16 protein-coding genes and 2 tRNA genes are annotated in these 19,787 nt (G+C 42.3%); 8 read left to right on the top strand and 10 right to left on the bottom strand.

What is annotated here, in order from left to right; genetic code table 11:
- Window positions 1-67: 67 nt before the first annotated feature.
- Window positions 68-970 carry a DUF72 domain-containing protein gene (locus GQS54_RS15375; protein WP_166424858.1) on the top strand — a complete coding sequence of 301 codons (903 nt, stop codon included), beginning with the start codon at window positions 68-70 and terminating at the stop codon, window positions 968-970.
- A gap of 60 nt (window positions 971-1,030) precedes the next feature.
- Here GQS54_RS15375 and GQS54_RS15370 read toward each other — a convergent pair whose 3' ends face one another.
- On the bottom strand, window positions 1,031-2,224 hold the full coding sequence (locus GQS54_RS15370) for an ABC transporter permease (RefSeq protein WP_166424857.1): 1,194 nt from the start codon (window positions 2,222-2,224) through the stop codon (window positions 1,031-1,033).
- A 10-nt stretch (window positions 2,225-2,234) separates the two neighbouring features.
- Window positions 2,235-3,005 (bottom strand): ATP-binding cassette domain-containing protein, encoded by a 771-nt coding sequence (locus GQS54_RS15365; RefSeq protein ID WP_158770617.1) that lies wholly within the window; start codon window positions 3,003-3,005, stop codon window positions 2,235-2,237.
- Between the two features lie 154 nt (window positions 3,006-3,159).
- On the opposite strand from GQS54_RS15365, the gene GQS54_RS15360 reads away from it, so the two are divergent.
- Window positions 3,160-3,864: a YIP1 family protein gene (locus GQS54_RS15360; RefSeq protein WP_166424856.1), complete on the top strand. Its 705-nt coding sequence runs from the start codon at window positions 3,160-3,162 to the stop codon at window positions 3,862-3,864.
- A gap of 46 nt (window positions 3,865-3,910) precedes the next feature.
- On the opposite strand, the gene GQS54_RS15355 is transcribed toward GQS54_RS15360, so the two are convergent.
- On the bottom strand, window positions 3,911-4,771 hold the full coding sequence (locus GQS54_RS15355; RefSeq protein WP_166424855.1) for a DUF3025 domain-containing protein: 861 nt from the start codon (window positions 4,769-4,771) through the stop codon (window positions 3,911-3,913).
- Window positions 4,772-4,857: 86 nt separating this feature from the next.
- On the opposite strand from GQS54_RS15355, the gene GQS54_RS15350 reads away from it, so the two are divergent.
- A complete protein-coding gene (locus GQS54_RS15350) occupies window positions 4,858-6,501 on the top strand; it encodes a M28 family metallopeptidase (RefSeq protein ID WP_166424854.1) in 1,644 nt (547 codons plus the stop codon).
- A 316-nt stretch (window positions 6,502-6,817) separates the two neighbouring features.
- Window positions 6,818-8,488, top strand: coding sequence for an asparagine synthase B (gene asnB / locus GQS54_RS15345; RefSeq protein WP_158770621.1), 1,671 nt, complete (start codon window positions 6,818-6,820; stop codon window positions 8,486-8,488).
- Window positions 8,489-8,644: 156 nt separating this feature from the next.
- Here asnB and GQS54_RS15340 read toward each other — a convergent pair whose 3' ends face one another.
- Window positions 8,645-9,532, bottom strand: a complete 888-nt coding sequence (locus tag GQS54_RS15340; RefSeq protein ID WP_166424853.1) for an SDR family NAD(P)-dependent oxidoreductase — start codon at window positions 9,530-9,532, stop codon at window positions 8,645-8,647.
- A 348-nt stretch (window positions 9,533-9,880) separates the two neighbouring features.
- Here GQS54_RS15340 and GQS54_RS15335 point away from each other — a divergent pair, with 348 nt between their 5' ends.
- The gene (locus GQS54_RS15335; protein WP_166424852.1) at window positions 9,881-10,888 is read left to right on the top strand and encodes a YhdH/YhfP family quinone oxidoreductase; all 1,008 of its coding nucleotides are present in this window, start codon (window positions 9,881-9,883) and stop codon (window positions 10,886-10,888) included.
- Window positions 10,889-11,019: 131 nt separating this feature from the next.
- On the opposite strand, the gene GQS54_RS15330 is transcribed toward GQS54_RS15335, so the two are convergent.
- From GQS54_RS15330 to queE, 3 genes are read right to left on the bottom strand one after another with little or no spacing between them, the layout of a single operon-like run.
- Window positions 11,020-11,886, bottom strand: coding sequence for an amino acid ABC transporter substrate-binding protein (locus GQS54_RS15330; protein WP_205967780.1), 867 nt, complete (start codon window positions 11,884-11,886; stop codon window positions 11,020-11,022).
- Entirely contained in the window at window positions 11,879-12,298 is a 420-nt protein-coding gene (locus GQS54_RS15325; RefSeq protein ID WP_240919966.1) for a hypothetical protein, read from the bottom strand. The genes GQS54_RS15330 and GQS54_RS15325 overlap by 8 nt, the downstream gene beginning before the upstream one ends.
- A 26-nt stretch (window positions 12,299-12,324) precedes the next feature.
- Window positions 12,325-13,005: a 7-carboxy-7-deazaguanine synthase QueE gene (queE, locus tag GQS54_RS15320; protein WP_166424850.1), complete on the bottom strand. Its 681-nt coding sequence runs from the start codon at window positions 13,003-13,005 to the stop codon at window positions 12,325-12,327.
- Window positions 13,006-13,104: 99 nt separating this feature from the next.
- Here queE and queC point away from each other — a divergent pair, with 99 nt between their 5' ends.
- A complete protein-coding gene (gene queC, locus GQS54_RS15315; RefSeq protein ID WP_158770626.1) occupies window positions 13,105-13,761 on the top strand; it encodes a 7-cyano-7-deazaguanine synthase QueC in 657 nt (218 codons plus the stop codon).
- A 130-nt stretch (window positions 13,762-13,891) separates the two neighbouring features.
- Here queC and GQS54_RS15310 read toward each other — a convergent pair whose 3' ends face one another.
- The 3 genes from GQS54_RS15310 to GQS54_RS15300 form a co-directional block, all read right to left on the bottom strand.
- A complete protein-coding gene (locus GQS54_RS15310; RefSeq protein WP_166424849.1) occupies window positions 13,892-14,812 on the bottom strand; it encodes a LysR family transcriptional regulator in 921 nt (306 codons plus the stop codon).
- Between the two features lie 259 nt (window positions 14,813-15,071).
- Window positions 15,072-17,081 (bottom strand): excinuclease ABC subunit UvrB, encoded by a 2,010-nt coding sequence (uvrB, locus tag GQS54_RS15305; protein WP_166424848.1) that lies wholly within the window; start codon window positions 17,079-17,081, stop codon window positions 15,072-15,074.
- Between the two features lie 32 nt (window positions 17,082-17,113).
- Window positions 17,114-18,475, bottom strand: a complete 1,362-nt coding sequence (locus GQS54_RS15300) for an MATE family efflux transporter (protein WP_166424847.1) — start codon at window positions 18,473-18,475, stop codon at window positions 17,114-17,116.
- Between the two features lie 1,052 nt (window positions 18,476-19,527).
- Between GQS54_RS15300 and GQS54_RS15295 the strand changes: the two genes are divergently transcribed.
- Both GQS54_RS15295 and GQS54_RS15290 read left to right on the top strand, forming a co-directional pair.
- A tRNA-Asn gene (locus tag GQS54_RS15295) sits at window positions 19,528-19,604 on the top strand.
- Window positions 19,605-19,697: 93 nt separating this feature from the next.
- A tRNA-Asn gene (locus GQS54_RS15290) sits at window positions 19,698-19,774 on the top strand.
- Window positions 19,775-19,787 lie beyond the last annotated feature (13 nt).

The raw sequence follows: 19,787 nt of genomic DNA, 5'->3' as shown, positions 1-19,787 counted from the left end.
TGAATATATGAGTGATATGATTACCAGCAAAAGTACAGCTTAGTAGCAAATAGTCTAAATGTCCGTTATGTCCAGAGTGAACATTGGTTGCCCCATATGGACCCATAATGCGTGGTTCGGCAACCTGTACCCGCCTAAAAAAAGTAAAATCGCGCCGTTACAAGCCTATGCGGGTCTGTTTAATAGTGTTGAATGCAATAGTAGTTTTTATCACCTGCCTAGCCTAGAAACCATTTCAAAATGGCGCGAAAATGTTGGAGCCGATTTTCGTTTTATTATTAAATTACCACGGACAATCAGCCATGCAGGGCAGCTTGGTACGTGTCATAGTCAACTGAAAGAAGCACTGGAAAACATCGCATATTTAGGCATAACGCTGGGCGGAATAATGCTGCAACTGCCGAAACAGTTCTCGCCTATCCATCTTGAGCAACTCAGTGTGTTTCTTGAGGAAGTCCCGAGCAAGGTTAATGTCAGTGTTGAAGTACGTCATATGGCATTTTTCAATAAAAGTGCTGAGGAAAAAGCCCTCAATCAATTATTAGCCACTCATCAAGCAGATAGAGTCGTTATGGATACGCGTGCGTTATTTGCTTGTGACCCTAGTCAATATTCTGCTGCCGAGCGAACCCTCATAACCGAAGTTCAAGCTAAAAAGCCCAGAGTACCCACACACGTTATAGCCACAGGCAACGCCCCTATAGTGCGCTTTGTTGGTCACCAAAATATCAATCAAAATGCCCAGTATTACCAGCCCTGGATAACAAAAATCAAGGCATGGTTAGACGCTGGAAAAAATCCATCGATTTTCTTCCATATGCCTGATAATAAAGATGCCCCTTGGTTAGCAGCAGCGTTTATTAACGACTATAATCTTACCTATCCTGATCAATGTTTACCTACGTTAACCCTACCCCGACGCAAAGATCCGGCGACCCAACCGACGAGTCAACAATTGTCGATATTTTAAATACAAAAACGCAGCCTCATATGGTTCGCTGGCGCATGACAGAACAATTTAAATCAACCTTTACCTAAACAATACTTTTTCTTGCTTAAACCAATACACACAAAAGCCAAGCAGTAACACCGCTATCAAGGCGGTAGAGCCGAAAATCGCAATGAGTTGGAAATAGTCCATGGTGCCTTTAACCAGCTCTTTCATGGCTAATGCTACATTGGTCAGTGGCACCCAAGCCCATCCGCCCTTTAGTTCCACTCCCGGCAGCAACGCCACCATCACAGGGATAACCACAAATATAACTAACGGCCCCATATAGCTTTGCGCTTCTTTAAAACTGCGTGCATAAATAGAAATACTCAACAATATAGAGGCAAAAATAGCCACCAGCGGGATCAGCATTAAAAACATTAAGACAAAATCCAAGATACCAATTTGACTCATAAAGTCAGCCACGAATTGCATGGCGAAACCGCGACTTAGCACAATTCCCCAGACCGCCATACTCACAACTGTGATAAGGGCAGTGGTGACCCCTGCACATGCAATGGTCAGAAATTTTCCTAACACAATTTTAGTGCGATCTATGGGTGAAATAAGCAGCGTTTCTAGGGTGCCTCGCTCCTTCTCACCCGCAGCGATGTCTGTGGCTGGAAACATAGCCCCTTGAAAACATAAGATAAATAGTAGATAAGGCAGCATGCCGCCAATTTTTTCGCCCCAACTTTCTCGCTGATCCGCGGTACTAATTTGACTCAACACAATCGGTTTTATTAATGCTTGTTGTTGCTTAGACGAAACCCCAAGCGTTGTAAACGCCGCGGTTTGGTATTGAGTAGCATAATTTTGCACAATACTGTTTACTCGGTTATAAACCAAATTTAACCCTGCATCGTTTAGGTATAACGTTATCTCTAATTGGCCGCTCGACAGTACGTTTGATGAATAGTTATCTGGCATCACTACAACAAAATCGACACGATCATTTTTAATGAGCTGTGCGTAATCATCGTTATCGCCAATAATGATTTGTTCAAATTGCGGGGAGGCCGCTAATTCATCGCTAATCTCGGCAGCATATTGAGGGTTAACCACCGCATATTTAAGGACTTTGCTTTCCGCTTTCTCAAACGCCTGGGTGGTAAAATAGGCCATTGCGCCGAAAATTAGCGGGAAAATCAATATCGGTAACGCAATCATGAAAAATAACGTTTTTCGGTCCCGAAGCAATTCTCTTATTTCTTTTGAAAAGACTAACCACATATTAAATTCCCTATTTGATGCTGGCTAAAAAGGCATCGTGCAATGAGCCATCGGCTAATTGAGTAAATTGACTCAAGGGGCCATCAAATTTACTGACCCCTTGGTCAATAACGGTCACGCGGTCGCACAACTCACGCACTTCATCTAAATGGTGGGTGGAAAATATAACGGGCGTACCTTGTTCTTTCAAACTACGAATAAAATTCAATACCGTCTGTGTTGCCATTATATCAAGACCCGTTGTTGGCTCATCTAAAATAACCACTTCAGGCTTGTGAACAACTGCTCGGGCTATTGCCACCTTTTGCTTCATCCCAGTAGAAAAGTTTTCACTTCGGCGGTCTAAAAAAGTATGCATGTCGAGTAAATCGGCGAGCTCCTCGATTCGTGTTGCAATCTGGATTTTCTTCATGCCGTGAAGCTTGGCAAAATATTCAATATTTTCACGTCCTGATAACCGCCCATATAAACCTGTTGAGCCGGACAAAAACCCAATTTTTTTGCGCGCCATAACAGGGTTTTCTAATACATCTGATCCATTAATGTTGATATGACCACTGTCAGGTTTAAGCGCGGTGGATAACATTCGTAATGTGGTCGTTTTACCCGCTCCGTTAGGACCCAGTAAACCAAGGACTTCGCCTTGCTGACAGGTAAAAGATACCTCAACGACAGAGTGAAAAAAGCGCCCTTTTAAACGTGGATCTTGTCGTTCTTGCTCACTGAGTTTCTTCGGGTTTTCCACAGAAAACTTTTTAGCTAAGCCAACTATTTCGATCATTCCCTTCCCTTTATATGCCTAAAGGCTATTAATGCGTTGGCACTTTACAGTAAGCGTCAATTATCTAATAGCTGTAAAGTATAACAATAACGTTTAAAATCAGAATATTAGTCAATTAATAAATCAAACTCAATTTCAGACAAGGACACGTTACATGGGCACTCAACTCAACCCGTTATCGGCCTGTATTGGCGTACTTACCCAACCTAAAGCGACCTTTTTCGTATTGAAAAAACAGCATAATTGGTCGTGGTTGGCATTTTTACTGGTCATGGTGGCTGCCATATTGCCTATGTATTACTACTTTCACGTGGTGGATTTTCAATGGTACAAAGAAAGTATCATTGCCAGTCAATTTTCTAATGTGAGCCCCAGTGAACAACAAAATGCGCGCAGTTTATTAGATGCAACCCGGGGTATCATTGGCACCGTAATCACCCCTTTTATTATGATGTTAACACTGGTATCGATCATCGCCGGTTATCTGAATATCACCACAAAAATTGATCCACAAAATATTAATAGCTACGGTGACTGGTTCGGTTTTTCTTGGTGGGTATTAATGCCGTCCTGTGTGGGCGCATTACTGAGTCTAGGGATTTTATTTTTTGCGACAAACGGGCAAATAAGCTTCGATGCAATATCGCCAAGCGCTTTATCCTTTATATTTTTTATACCGCCTACTTCAGCTTGGTTTGGGTTAGCAAGCAGTATTAAACTCGAAACGTTTTGGACGATGTATTTGATTTACACCGGTCTATTGCAATGGATCGAGCTTTCTCGGCAACGTGCGGCAATAATAGCAATTACGCCTTGCTTTATTATTTGGTTAATTTGGGCATTGATACTAATGTTTTAATGCGGTTGCTGATCACTAAAAATAGCAAGCCTCCACAACCGTAATTTTATTTACTGGGGCGTTTAGGACGAAAGTATTGCCGATTAAGATAAAACTGAGGATCTTGATTTAATTCACTCCAGCCAGGCACCCCCAGCAATGGTAAAGGCAATAAAGGCTTTGCCTGTTTAAACAGCTGAGTCATTTTTATCGCCGTGCTCAAACGCTCATCAACCTCAGCATTTTGCATTGCAATACTTAATGATGAAAAGCCCTTGTGCACGTCGATAGCTAACCACTTCCCAGTTAACCCTATAAAAGGGTCAAGCAACATTTCATAGTTAGCATGACCGAACATACGCGCGTGTATGGCACTACCCCATGCGTTTCGCTCATTGTGCAGCGCTTGATACCATTTATGCTCTGCCAATAACCCCGTAATGGATTCACCTATGTCTCCCTCAATCAATAACAACACACCACACTCATCGAAGTGCGTAATATGATTGCGCTGGGGCGTGCGTGGGCTGAGGCCAAACTGTTCAATATCATCCACGTGCAGCTTATTTAGCAGTTTTTTCGTTTTTGGGTATTGCAGCCACACTAAACCATTGAACAAATCATGCCAGCTGTTAGCTCTGGTGGGTATTTGTGCATGCTTGTTGATAATTTGTTCATAATAATTATCACTGGGGGCAAGCATATCTTGGCACACGAATTCAGGGGGACTTATTTGCGCTACCGGCTGTTGTTTCTTCAATAGGTTTAAGCCCTGTGCATTGGGCCAGGTTGGCATGTTTGATATTGAAAATTGAGTATCTAGATGCGCTATGGGTTCGCACGACAGTTGCAGTGTAAAGGGTTCATTCCAAGGTAAAGACATAAAAAGACAAACAAAATTCGTTGCTAGTAGGATGATGGATGGCATTATAACAACTCCATTCCTGCGAGGCCTACTTTTATCGAGTGAGTGGAAATTAATTTTGAGTAAAACCAAACTAGGTGAATATAAAAATGAAAAGAATTCAACTGGCGGCTATTCCACTGCTAAGCGCAACGTTGTTTGCCTGTGGCGTGAATAACGACAAAGATAATACATACAATGCACAAAGTGACTTTACGCTTGCGTATCAAAGCATTACTGATGCGACGCTAAAAGCACATACAAAAACGCTTTCATCCGATGAATTTGAAGGGCGTTCGCCAACATCAAAAGGCGAAAAAATCACCCTGGATTATTTAGTTAGCAATTTTAAACAGATGGGTTATGAACCCGGCAATGGCGACAGCTATTTGCAAGCAGTCAATTTACTTGAGATGACAGCTTCACCTGCTATGACCATGACCATAGGTAATAACACCTTCGAATACAAAAAAGGCATGATCGCATCCACTAAGCGTGAAAAAACGCAGGTAAACGTAAAAGATTCCGATGTGGTTTTCGTTGGTTTTGGCGTCAATGCCCCAGAGTACGATTGGAATGACTACGCTGGGCTCGACGTTAAAGGCAAAACAGTCGTAATTTTGGTTAATGATCCCGGCTTTGAAAATCCTGACAGTGGTAAATTTCAAGGTAAGACCATGACGTACTACGGTCGCTGGACATACAAATATGAGGAAGCCAGTCGCCAAGGTGCAGCTGCAGCAATCATTGTTCACGAAACTGCGCCGGCATCATACGGTTGGTCTGTGGTAGCCAATAGTTGGAGTGGCCCACAATATAGCCTGGTCAGTGAAAATGGTAATGCGGATCGCGTTGCCGTTGAAGGATGGTTATCAAATGATGCAGCCAAAAAAGTATTTGCTGACGCAGGGTTAGACTTCGCCAAAGAAAAAGCTAAAGCGCTTGTGAGTCCATATCACAGCAACTTAAAACAAAAGGCATCTATAACCGTAAATAGCACCATGAAGAAATCCGTTAGCCATAACGTTATCGCCACTTTACCGGGTTCACAGACGCCTGAAGAACATATAATTTACAGTGCTCACTGGGATCACTTAGGTAAAGATGAAAATAAAAAAGGTGACCAGATATATAATGGCGCCCACGATAACGCCACAGGTACCGCCACGGCACTTGCGATTGCCAAAGCATATAAAGAATTAACCGTTGCACCAAAACGATCGGTGACATTTTTAATTGTTACCGCAGAAGAACAAGGCTTACTAGGCTCTTTGTATTATGCCGAACATCCTATTATTGCCCTTGATAAAACGGTTGCGAATATTAACATGGATGCCATGAACGTACTTGGACGCACAAAAGATGTATCCGTTGTGGGAATGGGTAAGTCAGAACTAGAGACTTATTTAGCCAAAGCCGCCAAACGACAAGACCGAGTGCTAACGCAAGAGTCTCGCCCTGAGGCGGGTTCATATTACCGTTCTGATCATTTTAGTTTCGCGAAACAAGGGGTACCGGCTCTATATGCAAAAGGTGGAAATACCCCAATCGATGAGCAAACAGCAGATTATAAAAAGCGCACCAAAGTATTAATTACAGGGTGTTATCATCAAGTTTGTGATCAATTCCGTGAAAACTGGGATTTTTCCGGTGTGCGGGAAGATAGCCAACTATTGTTTGAAGTGGGTTTCGATCTTGCCCAATCATCTGACTGGCCTAAGTGGAACGCTGGGAGTGAGTTTCAGCGTCACTGAGTTTTTTAATTAAAATTTACCATTCTGGCCAGCTGATAATGTTATTATTCAGCTGGCCATTTCTCGTCCATCCCGCACAAATAGGTTGAATTAATGCCAAAAAACGGCACTTAATCTAACTAATAGCCAACAAGTGTAAAAAAATTACAGTTTCCGCTTGCTTTTTTTTCTCATGCTGGCAAATTCAAGGGCGCAAGAAAGTAATAATAAATATAATAACCACCACTTTCCCCAGCACGCATGTTTGGTTTCATTAAAACCAAGCCATTCAGCTATATGAGTTAGTAACAAATAACCAAAAGAGAGAAGCCTTTTTATGTGTGGTATTTTCGGCATTCTGGACATCAAAACTGATGTATCAGAACTTAGAACGCAAGCATTAGAACTTTCCAAACTACTGCGTCATCGCGGTCCTGACTGGTCAGGCGTATGGAATAACGATAATGCCATTTTGTGTCACGAGCGCTTAGCAATCGTTGACGTTGACAAAGGCGCGCAACCACTTATCAGCCGAAATAATAATAGCGTTCTTGCCGTTAATGGTGAGATCTACAACCACAAGGCTCTTGAGCAGAACTTAGCTCAAGCGTACGATTTTAGAACTAAATCTGATTGTGAAGTTATTCTTCCTCTGTATGAACAGCAAGGCGTTGAGTTTATTGACCAACTGCAAGGTATGTTCGCTTTTGTACTTTACGATCAAGCGCAAGACGCTTACTTAATTGCTCGTGACCACATGGGAATTATTCCTTTGTATACCGGTTATGACGAACACGGTAACTTTTACGTCGCATCTGAAATGAAAGCGTTGGTTCCTGTATGTAAAACGGTACAAGAATTTCCTCCAGGGCATTATTTATGGAGCAAAACAGGTGAGCTGAAAAAATACTATCAGCGAGACTGGATGGACTATGAAAACGTTAAAAATAATCCGACTGATTTAAATGATCTTAAAGTTGCATTCGAAAAATCAGTAAAATCGCATTTAATGTCTGACGTACCTTACGGCGTATTATTATCCGGTGGTTTAGACTCATCATTAGTTTCCGCTATTGCAGCCAAATATGTGGCTAAACGCGTAGAAGATAACGATGAGTCTGATGCGTGGTGGCCGCGACTGCATTCTTTCGCAGTAGGTCTTGAAGGTGCACCTGATTTAATCGCGGCAAAAAAAGTTGCTGAGATGATTGGCACTGTACACCACGAAGTACATTTCACCGTGCAAGAAGGATTAGATGCTATTCGTGACGTGATTTATCATCTTGAAACCTACGATGTCACAACCATTCGTGCCGCAACGCCTATGTACCTAATGAGCCGCAAAATAAAGGCCATGGGGATTAAAATGGTATTGTCTGGTGAAGGTGCAGATGAAATATTTGGTGGTTATCTGTATTTCCATAAAGCACCTAATGCGAAAGAATTTCACGAAGAAACTTTACGTAAACTTGAACGCTTACACATGTTTGATTGTGCCCGTGCGAATAAATCCACATCAGCTTGGGGCGTAGAAGCTCGCGTACCTTTCCTAGATAAAGAATTCTTAGATGTAGCGATGCGCCTAAACCCGCAAGACAAAATGTGTCTTGATGGTAAAATGGAAAAATGGATCCTACGTAAAGCGTTTGATAACGGCGAGTACTTACCTGCTGAAGTGTTATGGCGTCAAAAAGAGCAATTCAGTGATGGCGTAGGCTACTCGTGGATTGATTCTATTAAAGAGCAAGTAGAGCAAGATGTGACGGATCAACAATTGGCGAGCGCAGCATTCCGCTTCCCAATTAACACCCCTGACACAAAAGAAGGTTACTACTTCCGTACTGTTTTTGAGTCTTTCTTCCCGCAAGAAAGTGCTGCTCATTGTGTGCCTGGCGGTAAATCTATCGCTTGTAGCACAGTTGAAGCATTAGAATGGGACGCTAGCTTTAAAGGCAATGCTGACCCATCTGGTCGTGCGATGCGTGATGTGCATAACCAAGCGAGCTAATTTTTAAAAGAAATTGGGTCACTGTGAAAAAACCGCTGAGGCGGTTTTTTTATGTCTATAAATTACGCTTTACTACGTAATAAATCGTGCCAAAAAAGGGAGCTTTCGCTCCCGCTGCCGTTATTTTAGGTTGCATCACCGAAGCACATGAGTGCGTTAAAATGTGACAATGTCTTCATTGATAAGATGACCAACAACGGGGCTGTCTTGCGCATCGACAAATGCATTATCAATTGCTTGAGAACGACCGCTGGTCACTTTACGATAATTTGGATGAGTATAAATATAAGTCTGTTTAGACTTAAGAGCCTCCAATACACGTTGGGCTAAAACGCCAGCAGGAATACCTGACTCCACCGCTATCGTCGCAGCATTAGCACCGGCTTGCAGTTTCTTTTTATCTTGTCGTTTCTCTTGAGCGACCGCATATTTCGGCTGGCGATTACGATGAGATTCATGAATACGGGTTTTTACAAACGCGGGACATAACGCAGACACATGTATATTGTGTGGTTTAAGCTCTACTGCCCAACTTTCAGTCATGGACACAACGGCCGCCTTCGACGCACAATAAGCGCCTGCATATGGCATACCTAACATTCCAGCCATCGATGCGACGTTAACAATCCAACCTCCCTCACCATGCTCTTTTATCGCCGGAACACAGGCTTGTGCACCATATAAGACTCCCATAACGTTAACATCCATCACCCAACGCCACGTTTCATGTTCGGTATCTTCAATTTTACCAGGGATCCCGCCCACTCCGGCGTTATTAATCACCATATGAATTTTGCCGTAAGTATCTTTTGCGCGGGCTACAACGTCTTGCCATTGTTTGAAATCAGTAACATCTAATTCGCAGGCTAATACATTCACCCCTTTATCTAACAATGATTGTCTAGATACAGCTAACGTTTGAATATCAATATCACCCATCACGATATTCATGCCTTGCTTACCAAGCGCTTCCGCCAGTGCTAAACCAATACCCCCTGCGGCACCCGATATTATCGCCGTTTTCCCAGTAAATTCGTTTGACATTATGACTCCTCATTCAGCATGACTTAACGAACCCTATTGTGTCCGTTAAGTGTGAAAACCAGCCTGCGTGATTTCCTTTTAACTCAGAGTAGATGTGGTTGTACTTTTTACATACTTTATTTGCTTAATTCATCTGACTTAATGTGGTGAATAGAAATAATGGACTTTCACTTACTTAGGTTTTGTCCATTAACCTCTTGAATATTAAACACAGCCCCCAACCTTATTGAGTAATGCAGACTATTCAACGGCGAACTCGCCTTTATATATAGTTTGAACTTTGTGATGTTTTCTAACCAATATCACGGTTCTTTTTTCCTCAATTTCCTACAACAGGAGTATTTTTTCATGTCTCAAGCCAGCACATTTAAAGCCCTACTCGTCGAAGAGCAGAACGACAAGACTTTTACTAAGCGTATTGTTCAGCGCTCAGTTAATGATTTGCCGGATAACGACTTACTTATCCAAGTCCACTATTCGTCGCTAAACTATAAAGATGCAATGTCAGCCAGTGGTAATAAGCGTATCAGTCAGAACTTTCCACACACGCCAGGAATAGATGCTGCTGGTATTGTGGTCAGCGATAAGTCAGGCACCTTCGAAGCAGGCCAGCATGTCCTGGTATTTGGTTACGACTTAGGCATGAATACACCCGGCGGCTTAGGACAAATGATTTCAATTCCCGCCACATGGGCGGTAGCTTGCCCTAAAACACTGACGCTAAAAGAAGCTATGACTTACGGCACTGGAGGATTAACCGCAGCGTTGTGTATTCAGAAACTTGAGAAAATGGGCGCAAAACCCAGTGACGGTCCAGTAGCGGTAACCGGTGCAACAGGCGGTGTCGGTAGTATCAGTATCGCGCTACTTAAGCAATTAGGTTATGAGGTTGTGGCATTCTCCGGCAAGCCAGAGCAATCAGATAAATTGAAAGAACTAGGTGCTAGCGAAGTGTTACACAGAGACGTCATTTTAGACGTGAAAGATTTACCCATAGGCAAAACCAAATGGGCGCACGGTATTGATACGTTAGGAGGCGATTATTTGACCGGCTTACTCAAACAGTTAAAAGCCGGAGGTGGGGTTGCTTCGGTAGGCCTAGCTTCGTCCCCAGAAATAGCAATGAATGTGATACCTTTTATCACCCGCGGCGTATCGTTGCTCGGTGTTGATTCAGTATTTATTCCACTTGAAGATAAAAAGCATATTTGGCAGCGCGTCGCAACAGACATGAAACTGCCTAATTTGGATAGCTACCAACAAGAGATTTCTCTCCTAGAAACCCCCGAATATCTAGAGCGCTTCTTTAAAGGTCAGGTGGTTGGACGCTACGTAGTTAACGTGCAAGACGCATAAGATGTAATATCTATCGGTATACATAGTTAGGTAAAGACTAAAAGGGCCTTCTCGCTTGAATGTGAGAAGGCCCTTTTTTAAGTACATTAATATAGGGTTAACTTATTTTACAGTTTCTATCTGGGCTATTATTACTGATCCAGTTTCAACACGTCAGGGTCATACCATAATTCTTTACGTTCACGCGGTGTAGCGGTCGGTAAAAAACTATTTTCCAGCTCGAATATGTGACGATTAGGCATATTGGCTCGGTCTAACTTGCCCTGGAATGTTTGCACAAAAAGTTGCTCGAACGAACCGTCTGCGATGGCTATTTCTAATCCTTTCTCAATTAAACTCGCCAATGGGCGACTCTTCTTATTCACAAAGAAATACATAGCTTCAGGGTAACGAATGGCTATCTCCTGCTCGACCATTAAATCAGTATTGTAAGCTGGGTTGTCAATCTCATCCCATACTTCAACTACCGACCGAGGGAAAAAATCTCCCTGGGCTCGGCGGAGTAAATTAAAAAGATTACCATATGCATTATCTACAGTAACATTGAATCCATTGGCTTGTAGGATTTTGGTATCGGGCCAATCACGCCCTTGAATGGGAATAAGTTTTATTAAATGCTCGAGCTTTTGTACGTATTTAAAACGCGCGGGCATATCATCTCTGATCAACAGTAAACGCCAACCAATTAAGCCTTTGTATATAGGAATACGTATGGGCAGCAACTGTTGCTCCCGCTGTTTATCCGTAACGCTCCACACCACATTTACATCGCGGCTGTCCATCAAACGTTTGAGTGCTTTATTTTGCAACATAATGCGCTCAGATGGTTTAAGTGAGTACCGTACACCCGTTTTTTCAAGCGCTAGCGCCAATAATTTCACCGGATAAATAGACCGCTGATCCGATTCAGACATTGCCCTAGGATAGGTCAGTCGCCACGTGGCTGCCTGTCCGGTAAACGTGACCAACAAGGCAAGCCCAAATATTAATTTAACCAATGCTATCTCGCTCATGATTACTAGAGAAAAATTGAAATATCGATTCTTGATCGTCATCCACTACGGCCACAATGATTTTTAAGCTACCATCAGCAACCTCTTGCAAAGTATAAGAAGTCGCACAGACTGAAACGACTTGATCATCAGCATCTAATAATTGCCAACGCATTTTAAGAAAATGCAGTGTGTCAGACAAGCGTATTGCCTGGGTTAAATTAGGCAAATGCCTGACTATATTTGCTGCGCGCAAACGCTTAAGCATGACGTGGCATGATTTTGCTAATTCATCTCCCTGCATAAAGACATATTTATCGTGATCATTTATCACAACCGTCGGCAATAGACAGAAGTTAATTAAACGCTCAACATCATGCCGATCAAGCGCATGGGCATAATCCATTAAAAATTTCATCGCGTCTCGTTGCATAAAAGCCCTAATTATTCGATTCCAAGAAATTTGTGTGTTTGTAAAGATAATCGCCAATTTCTGGCTATACAGGTTTTAATGCACAATTCCGTTGCTCGTTTTTGCATACTGATTGGTTGAAGATAAATCAATGGTTTAGGAGTCTCAGTTCCCTCCAGTAGCAAAAGCACCTCATCCAATTCCTCAATATGCTTCTGCATGGCCACGGGATGCTTAATTTCATTTGCCCTTAGCAATGCACTTTTTAACACATCGCGCTTACCCGGCATATTAACTTTCGGTGAGACCGTTATCCAAGTATCTTTATGGGTCAAAATTTCATAGGTACCGCTGGTTTCGACCTGAACACTGTAACCATTTTCCAATAAGACCGTTGAAAGTGCCGTCAAGTCATACATACAGGGCTCTCCTCCAGTCAAAATAATATTATTAGCGGTATACCCATGAGTTTTAAATAACGCTAATAATTGTTCAGGCGTATGCGCAAACCACTGCTCGGTATCTTCGTTTTGCGCCATGACGTCAGTTACGTCAACTTTGAGATCTTCATTGACTGCCCATGTGTGTTTCGTATCACACCAAGGGCAGCCAACAGGGCAACCTTGCAAGCGAATAAAGATAGACGGTACACCTGTATGGGCGCCCTCCCCCTGAAGAGATTCAAAAACCTCGTTAATCTTGTATGTATTCAACAGCTTTCCTATGGTTTAACTAAGGGTTATCTGGGATTTTCCGACCGAATGGCTTAACATTAGCATCTAGAAACTGTCGATTATAGAGAAGCTGAACAAATGGTACAAAAGGTGGTAGTAATTTTTTCTGGTGGTATGGACTCCTTCACCGTTCTAAACATGGCAGTTAATGATGGATACGAAGTATATGCCTTGTCCTTTGATTACGGTCAACGCCACAGTAAAGAACTGGATTACGCGAGTCGCGCCTGTCAGAACTTAGGAGTATCTCATAAAATTATCGATATCTCGGCGATAAATGAGTTAATAGGTGGTTCGTCATTAACGTCAGATATCGACATTCCTGAAGGGCATTACGCAGAAGAAAGTATGAAGCAGACTGTGGTTCCCAACCGCAATATGATTTTGCTGTCGATGGCAGTGGGTTATGCCGTGTCTTTAGACGCCACTAAGGTGTTTTACGGTGCCCATTCAGGCGATCATGCTATTTACCCTGACTGTCGTCCAGAATTCGTTGAACGTATGAATGATGTATGCGCGATCGCCAATTACGAAAAGGTTGAAATAATCTCACCGTTTTTATACCAAAGTAAAATCGATATTTTAACCGCTGGACTGAATATGGGACTAGATTACAACTTAACGTGGACCTGTTACAACGGCCGTGAAAAAGCGTGTGGAAAATGCGGAGCTTGCCAAGAGAGATTAGAGGCATTTGAGCAAAATAACACGCAAGATCCGCTCAGCTACGAATAGTCTTGTAGTGACATGAATAGGCCCTCACTTGAATACCTGCAAGTGAGGAGACTGATCATGCGCCATTACTCTCGCATTTGTTAAAACCTAATTTGTAGCTAATCTGGTTAATGCCCTACCTGATGAAGGACTACTTTTCAGTTTGTTGAACAAAGTAAGCGACCTCTTTAATAAGATGGCGTAATACAGGATTTAAGCGGGTGTTTTTGCCATTCATTACAAATAATTCATGGCTGAATTCGAATTGGCGATTTTTTATGCTAACTAAACCTAAATCTTTAGCTTGATGCTCAACCATATAATCAGGCAATAACCCCAGATATTCACCGGTCATAATCGCCGACAAACAACCGTCATATGAATCTGAAAACGTTTGGATTGATAGCCTACGTTCGCCATCTATATAGTTACTCGAAGATAAACCTGAGATACCGATCGCAGGGTAATCGTCAATACGTATATTATCTGGGATGCCATCAGCATACTTAGCCAACGCGTGGGTGGGTGAACAATATAGACGTCCTCGGCACTTTACATTGATGGGGTGAAACGTGACAGATTCTGGTTTCACCATATCATAAGTAGATAATACCAAATGACACTCTCCTGATAAGGCTACGTGTTCGACTTCATTATACAAACGGGTTTGAATATTGACGTGAATATCGTTAAATTTATTCATCGTACTTTTCACCGCCTTGCTCACAGCAAGGTGATAGTTAAGCGGCAAACCAGCCATCATCACAAGGGTAATGTTCCCTGAATAGTCGTCGTGTAAGCTTTTGAGGTTGAATACAAAATTATCAAATGAGTTAAAGATCCGCTTGGTTTCTTGAAACACCACTTCGCCTTCCTTACTCATTTGGAAACCCCCTCGCCCTCGATGACATAACACCAAGTCCAATCGGTCTTCCAACTTTTTAATGGCGGCACTAATATTAGGGCGCTGCATACGCAACACAGATTCAGCAGCGGTGAAACCATTACAAGATGCAACAGCGTAGAAAACGCGAAGAAGTTTGATATCTGATTCTTGCAGACGATTGATCATGATTAGCACCGCTTTTAGGTATAGTTATTGATACTTAAGCATATAATAGGCAAGGCCAAATGTGATTACAATGTAAATATCGCTAAAAAAGACGCTAACCAACACGAGAAGTCATTAAAGATAGATTAACGTCGCCAAACGGGCATTTATACCAATTCCAATAAATAATTGCTCAGTGGCTAATTATTTACTGGAATTGGTATTATTTATGCAAAATAGTTGATTGCTTATTGCCATCAATCTAGCGGTAAAGCAGCTATCAAGATATTTCCACCAACTTTTTACGCAGTATCTCCACTTCATCTCGCATCGATGCAGCTTGTTCAAATTCCAAATCTTTCGCTAACTGAAACATTTGCTTTTCAAGCTCGGCAATATTTTTCATCAACTCCGGTACACTTAAGCCGTTGTACTTCTTACCGGACTCTGCGACTTTGCGTAACAGAACCTTACCTTGCCCACCGCCTTCACCTACATCCATAATATCGGTAATTGGCTTGTTCAATTGAGTCGGTACAATATTATGCTCTTTATTATGTTCTCGCTGTTTTTCGCGTCGTCTATCTGTTTCATCAATAGCCCGCTGCATTGACCCAGTAATACGATCGGCATATAGAATTGCACGACCATTAATATGCCGCGCTGCACGCCCCATAGTTTGAATCAACGAACGATCAGAGCGTAAGAAACCCTCTTTATCAGCATCGAGAATCGCTACAAGAGAAACCTCTGGCATATCCAAGCCTTCTCTGAGTAAGTTAATACCCACCAAGACATCGAATTTACCTAAGCGCAGATCTCGAATAATTTCAATACGTTCAACAGTATCGATATCCGAGTGCAGATAGCGCGCTTTAACATTATGTTCATCTAAATATTCGCTTAAATCTTCGGACATACGCTTGGTTAACGTTGTAACCAATACCCTTTCATTAAGTGCAACACATTTGCCAATTTCAGACAGTAAGTCATCCACTTGGGTACCAACAGGACGGATTTCAATTTCCGGATCAATCAAGCCTGTTGGGCGAACAACCTGTTCAACGATATCGTCCGGCGTTTTTGCCAACTCATACTTGCCTGGGGTAGCAGATACATAAATAGTTTGTGGGGCAATCTGTTCAAATTCTTCAAACTTCAACGGTCGATTATCAAGGGCGGAAGGCAGTCTAAAACCATACTCGACCAATGTCTCTTTACGCGAACGATCGCCTTTATACATAGCGCCAATTTGTGAAACCGTTACATGAGACTCATCAATAAACAGTAAGCCATCCGAGGGAAAGTAATCAATTAGCGTCGGGGGCGGATCACCAGGTGTTCTGCCCGATAAATAACGGGAATAGTTTTCGATACCCGAGCAATATCCTAACTCTTGCATCATTTCCATATCAAATTGGCAACGCTGACTGAGTCGCTGCTCTTCAACCAGTTTATTAACAGACAACAATTGCGCTTTTCGTTCTTTCAGTTCGACTTTTATATGTTCAATCGCATCGACAATCTTTTCCCGTGGCGTCACGTAGTGGGTTTTTGGAAAGATAGTCGCTCGAGTCACCGTTTTTTCCACGGCCCCAGTTAATGGATCGAATATACTGATACGCTCAACTTCTTCATCGAATAACTCTACGCGTATCGCTTCACGTTCAGAATCCGCCGGAAAAATATCGATCACATCGCCCCGTACCCTAAAGGTACCTCGCTCAAAGGCAATATCATTACGGCTATATTGAATTTCGGCTAAACGACGCAGGATATCACGCTGGTTCATAATGTCGCCTTGGCGAAAATGCAGTAACATTTTCATATACGAATCAGGATCCCCTAGGCCGTATATCGCTGACACACTTGAAACTATAATGACATCCCGACGTTCCATTAACGATTTAGTTGCCGACAAACGCATTTGCTCGATATGCGCATTAATCGAGGCATCTTTTTCGATAAACGTATCACTGGATGGCACGTAGGCTTCAGGTTGGTAGTAGTCATAATATGACACGAAATACTCTACCGCATTATTAGGAAAGAACTCCTTCATCTCACCATATAATTGTGCGGCCAACGTTTTGTTATGGGCCAATATCAAGGTGGGTCTCTGAACTTCGCTAATAATATTAGCCATTGTGAACGTTTTACCTGACCCGGTTACCCCAAGTAAGGTTTGAGCAGCAAGGCCACTCTCAAGTCCCTCGACTAGCGCCTTAATGGCTTTAGGTTGATCCCCTGCCGGTGAATAGGAAGACGTAAGTTGAAACGGACGAGCCATTGATTACCCTTTTATTGAAAATAGAAACGAAATTACTCGGTGATGCGTTTAGCAATTGTCCGGCTAAACCAGATATATGCCACCGCAGCGGTGAGCACATTAGCCACAATACCCGCAAAAAACATACCTTTGAGATCAAATAGGTAGCTACCTAGATAGGATATGGGCACAAAAAATACAAACAACCGTAAAATACTCATCAGTAGCGCAGACATTGGCAAATGCATTGCGTTAAATGATGAGTTAGTCAAAATTACGATCCCTTGTACGCCATAGCCCAGAGGAACGATCATCAAATAGGCTTGAATAAGATTGATAACCTCTGGCTCTGTGGAGAATAAACGCGCCAGCACACCAGACAACATATAAATAACAGCAAATACCAGTAATTGCCAAACCACCACGAAACGTACGCAAAGTTGATATGCTTTTGACACTCGCAATAAATTATTAGCCCCATAATTTTGACTAATAAAAGGTGGCAACGACATGGACAAAGCTAAAATAACGATACTGGCAATCGACTCTAAACGGCCACCCACTCCCCAAGCTGCGACAGCTCCGGGACCATAACCTGCAACAACGGCCGTTAAAATGCCCCCCGCTATAGGCGTCAGCATATTTGCACCTGCAGCGGGTAAGCCGATCTTCAGTATACCGCCAATGGTACGCTGCAGTTCTTTCAAGTTTAATAGGCGAGGCAAGATAAGTTGACGTTTGTAGGCTAGTAAATACAAAATGTATATAAGCCCTAAGGCCCACGCAATAAGTGTGGCCAGAGCCGCCCCTTGCATTCCCATTGCTGGAATAGGCCCCCAGCCAAATATAAGGATAGGATCTAGGATTACATTTATGAGTCCCCCACTTGCCATAACGTAGCTAGGGGTTTTAGTATCGCCTGACGCACGTAAAATACTATTACCTACCATCGGCATCGCCAAAAATACACCAGCGGCGTACCAGACCACCATATATTCACGAATATGCACGAGTAGCTGATCTGTTGCCCCAAGTAAGATGAAAATGGGATCGACCGTTAACAAGCCAACCAAAGCTAGTATGACAGCCAATACAAATGCCAACATTAATGCACCGGTACCAGATTCTTTAGCTTGATCATGGCTATTGCTGCCAAGGAAACGCGCAATTACCGCTGACGTACCAATCCCTAAACCAATATGCAGACTAATTAAGGTAAAAGTAACAGGAAAGGTAAAACTAATAGCCGCTAACTCTTGTGTGCCCAACAAGCCGATAAAAAAGGTATCTACTAATCCAAAAGACATCATCATGACCATGCCTATCAGCATAGGAAGCGTCATGCTTTTAAGGGTTTTACCGATGGGGCTGTTTAACAGGTCGCGGCGCTCAGTTGATGCAGATTTTTGACTCACACTTGGGTTCCCTCAATAGCTAGCCGACCATAGTAAGCCAACAAACTACATAAGACTAACGGAAAGCTGTTTCAAAATACGTGCAAGACTTAGATTGATTTTCATAAAAAAATATTTGTTTTGAGATTCAAGTTAACGGTAACGGCACATGGGTAGATTAATATGTATGCAATTAGTGACGAAAAATTAGCAACGTCCCCATACTCATTCCTCTTTTGCGGAGAGATTGATCACTTTTCTGTTACTTTTCGGGCAAAAACGGTAGACATAAATTTAGTAATTTCAAGCACTATTTTTATAAAATTAAATTTGCTAATGAAAACAACACACAAGATAAAAACAAGCTGGGTGAAAATCATCCAAGCTAACCTACAAAAGCTCCATATGTAGTATAACACCATGATTTAAATAGATAAAAATAGAAAAACAAAAGTTTTTCTTAAATCGTATTGACATCGAATCTACTAGGCTTGCGAGAAGCATTGCGAATTCATGCACATAGTTATCCACAGATATAGTGGATAACTATCCCCGCCTCAACAAATCCGTGAACTTGAATGAAGAATGCCTGATCACTTGGTAAGTCATCACTAACCTCTTGTAGTCATACGCTAGGTTACACTTTTATTAATCACTGATTATATATACAGTGATCAACAATATTTAAATAACCATTAGTTATATAGGAACCCATTATTGCACTTACCTATTTAGCAAATTCTCTGACATTGATAATTTATACTGCTAATTGTCAAATCTCGGCAGTACTCACCGATTAATTCGTTCAATCTATTGAGCGAACGAGTTCCTTTTTAAGGTCAACGCTTATTAGGTTTAACAAAACGAACAACTCTTGAGCGATTTTGCCAAGGGATTGTACGAATAAAAATCAATTGTGAAATAATCCCGAAAAAAGGCTAAAAATAGTTGTAATCGGTGTTGACACCGGACGGTATGCTCATTAATATTCGCCCCCGTTGAAAGGGCCTCACAAGGCACAAACTTAACAAGACAATGTTTTGCTAAAGTTACTTCAGCTAGCGTTAAACGATTCCCCCTTAGCTCAGTTGGTTAGAGCGACGGACTGTTAATCCGCAGGTCCCCCGTTCGAATCGGGGAGGGGGAGCCAACGTTTACAAAGCATATGCATTGTTAACAAGGCTCGGTAGTTTTCGATTCGAAGCGTTATTTATGCTGTAAAGCATAAAGTTTGATATTTGATTCCCCCTTAGCTCAGTTGGTTAGAGCGACGGACTGTTAATCCGCAGGTCCCCCGTTCGAATCGGGGAGGGGGAGCCAATCAGGCTCAATT

Origin of the sequence: Paraglaciecola sp. 20A4 (assembly GCF_011378905.1) — a bacterium.
Taxonomy (GTDB): domain Bacteria; phylum Pseudomonadota; class Gammaproteobacteria; order Enterobacterales; family Alteromonadaceae; genus Paraglaciecola.
The sequence above is the reverse complement of the archived record's forward strand: the minus strand, read 5'-3'. Positions and strand labels throughout refer to the sequence as shown.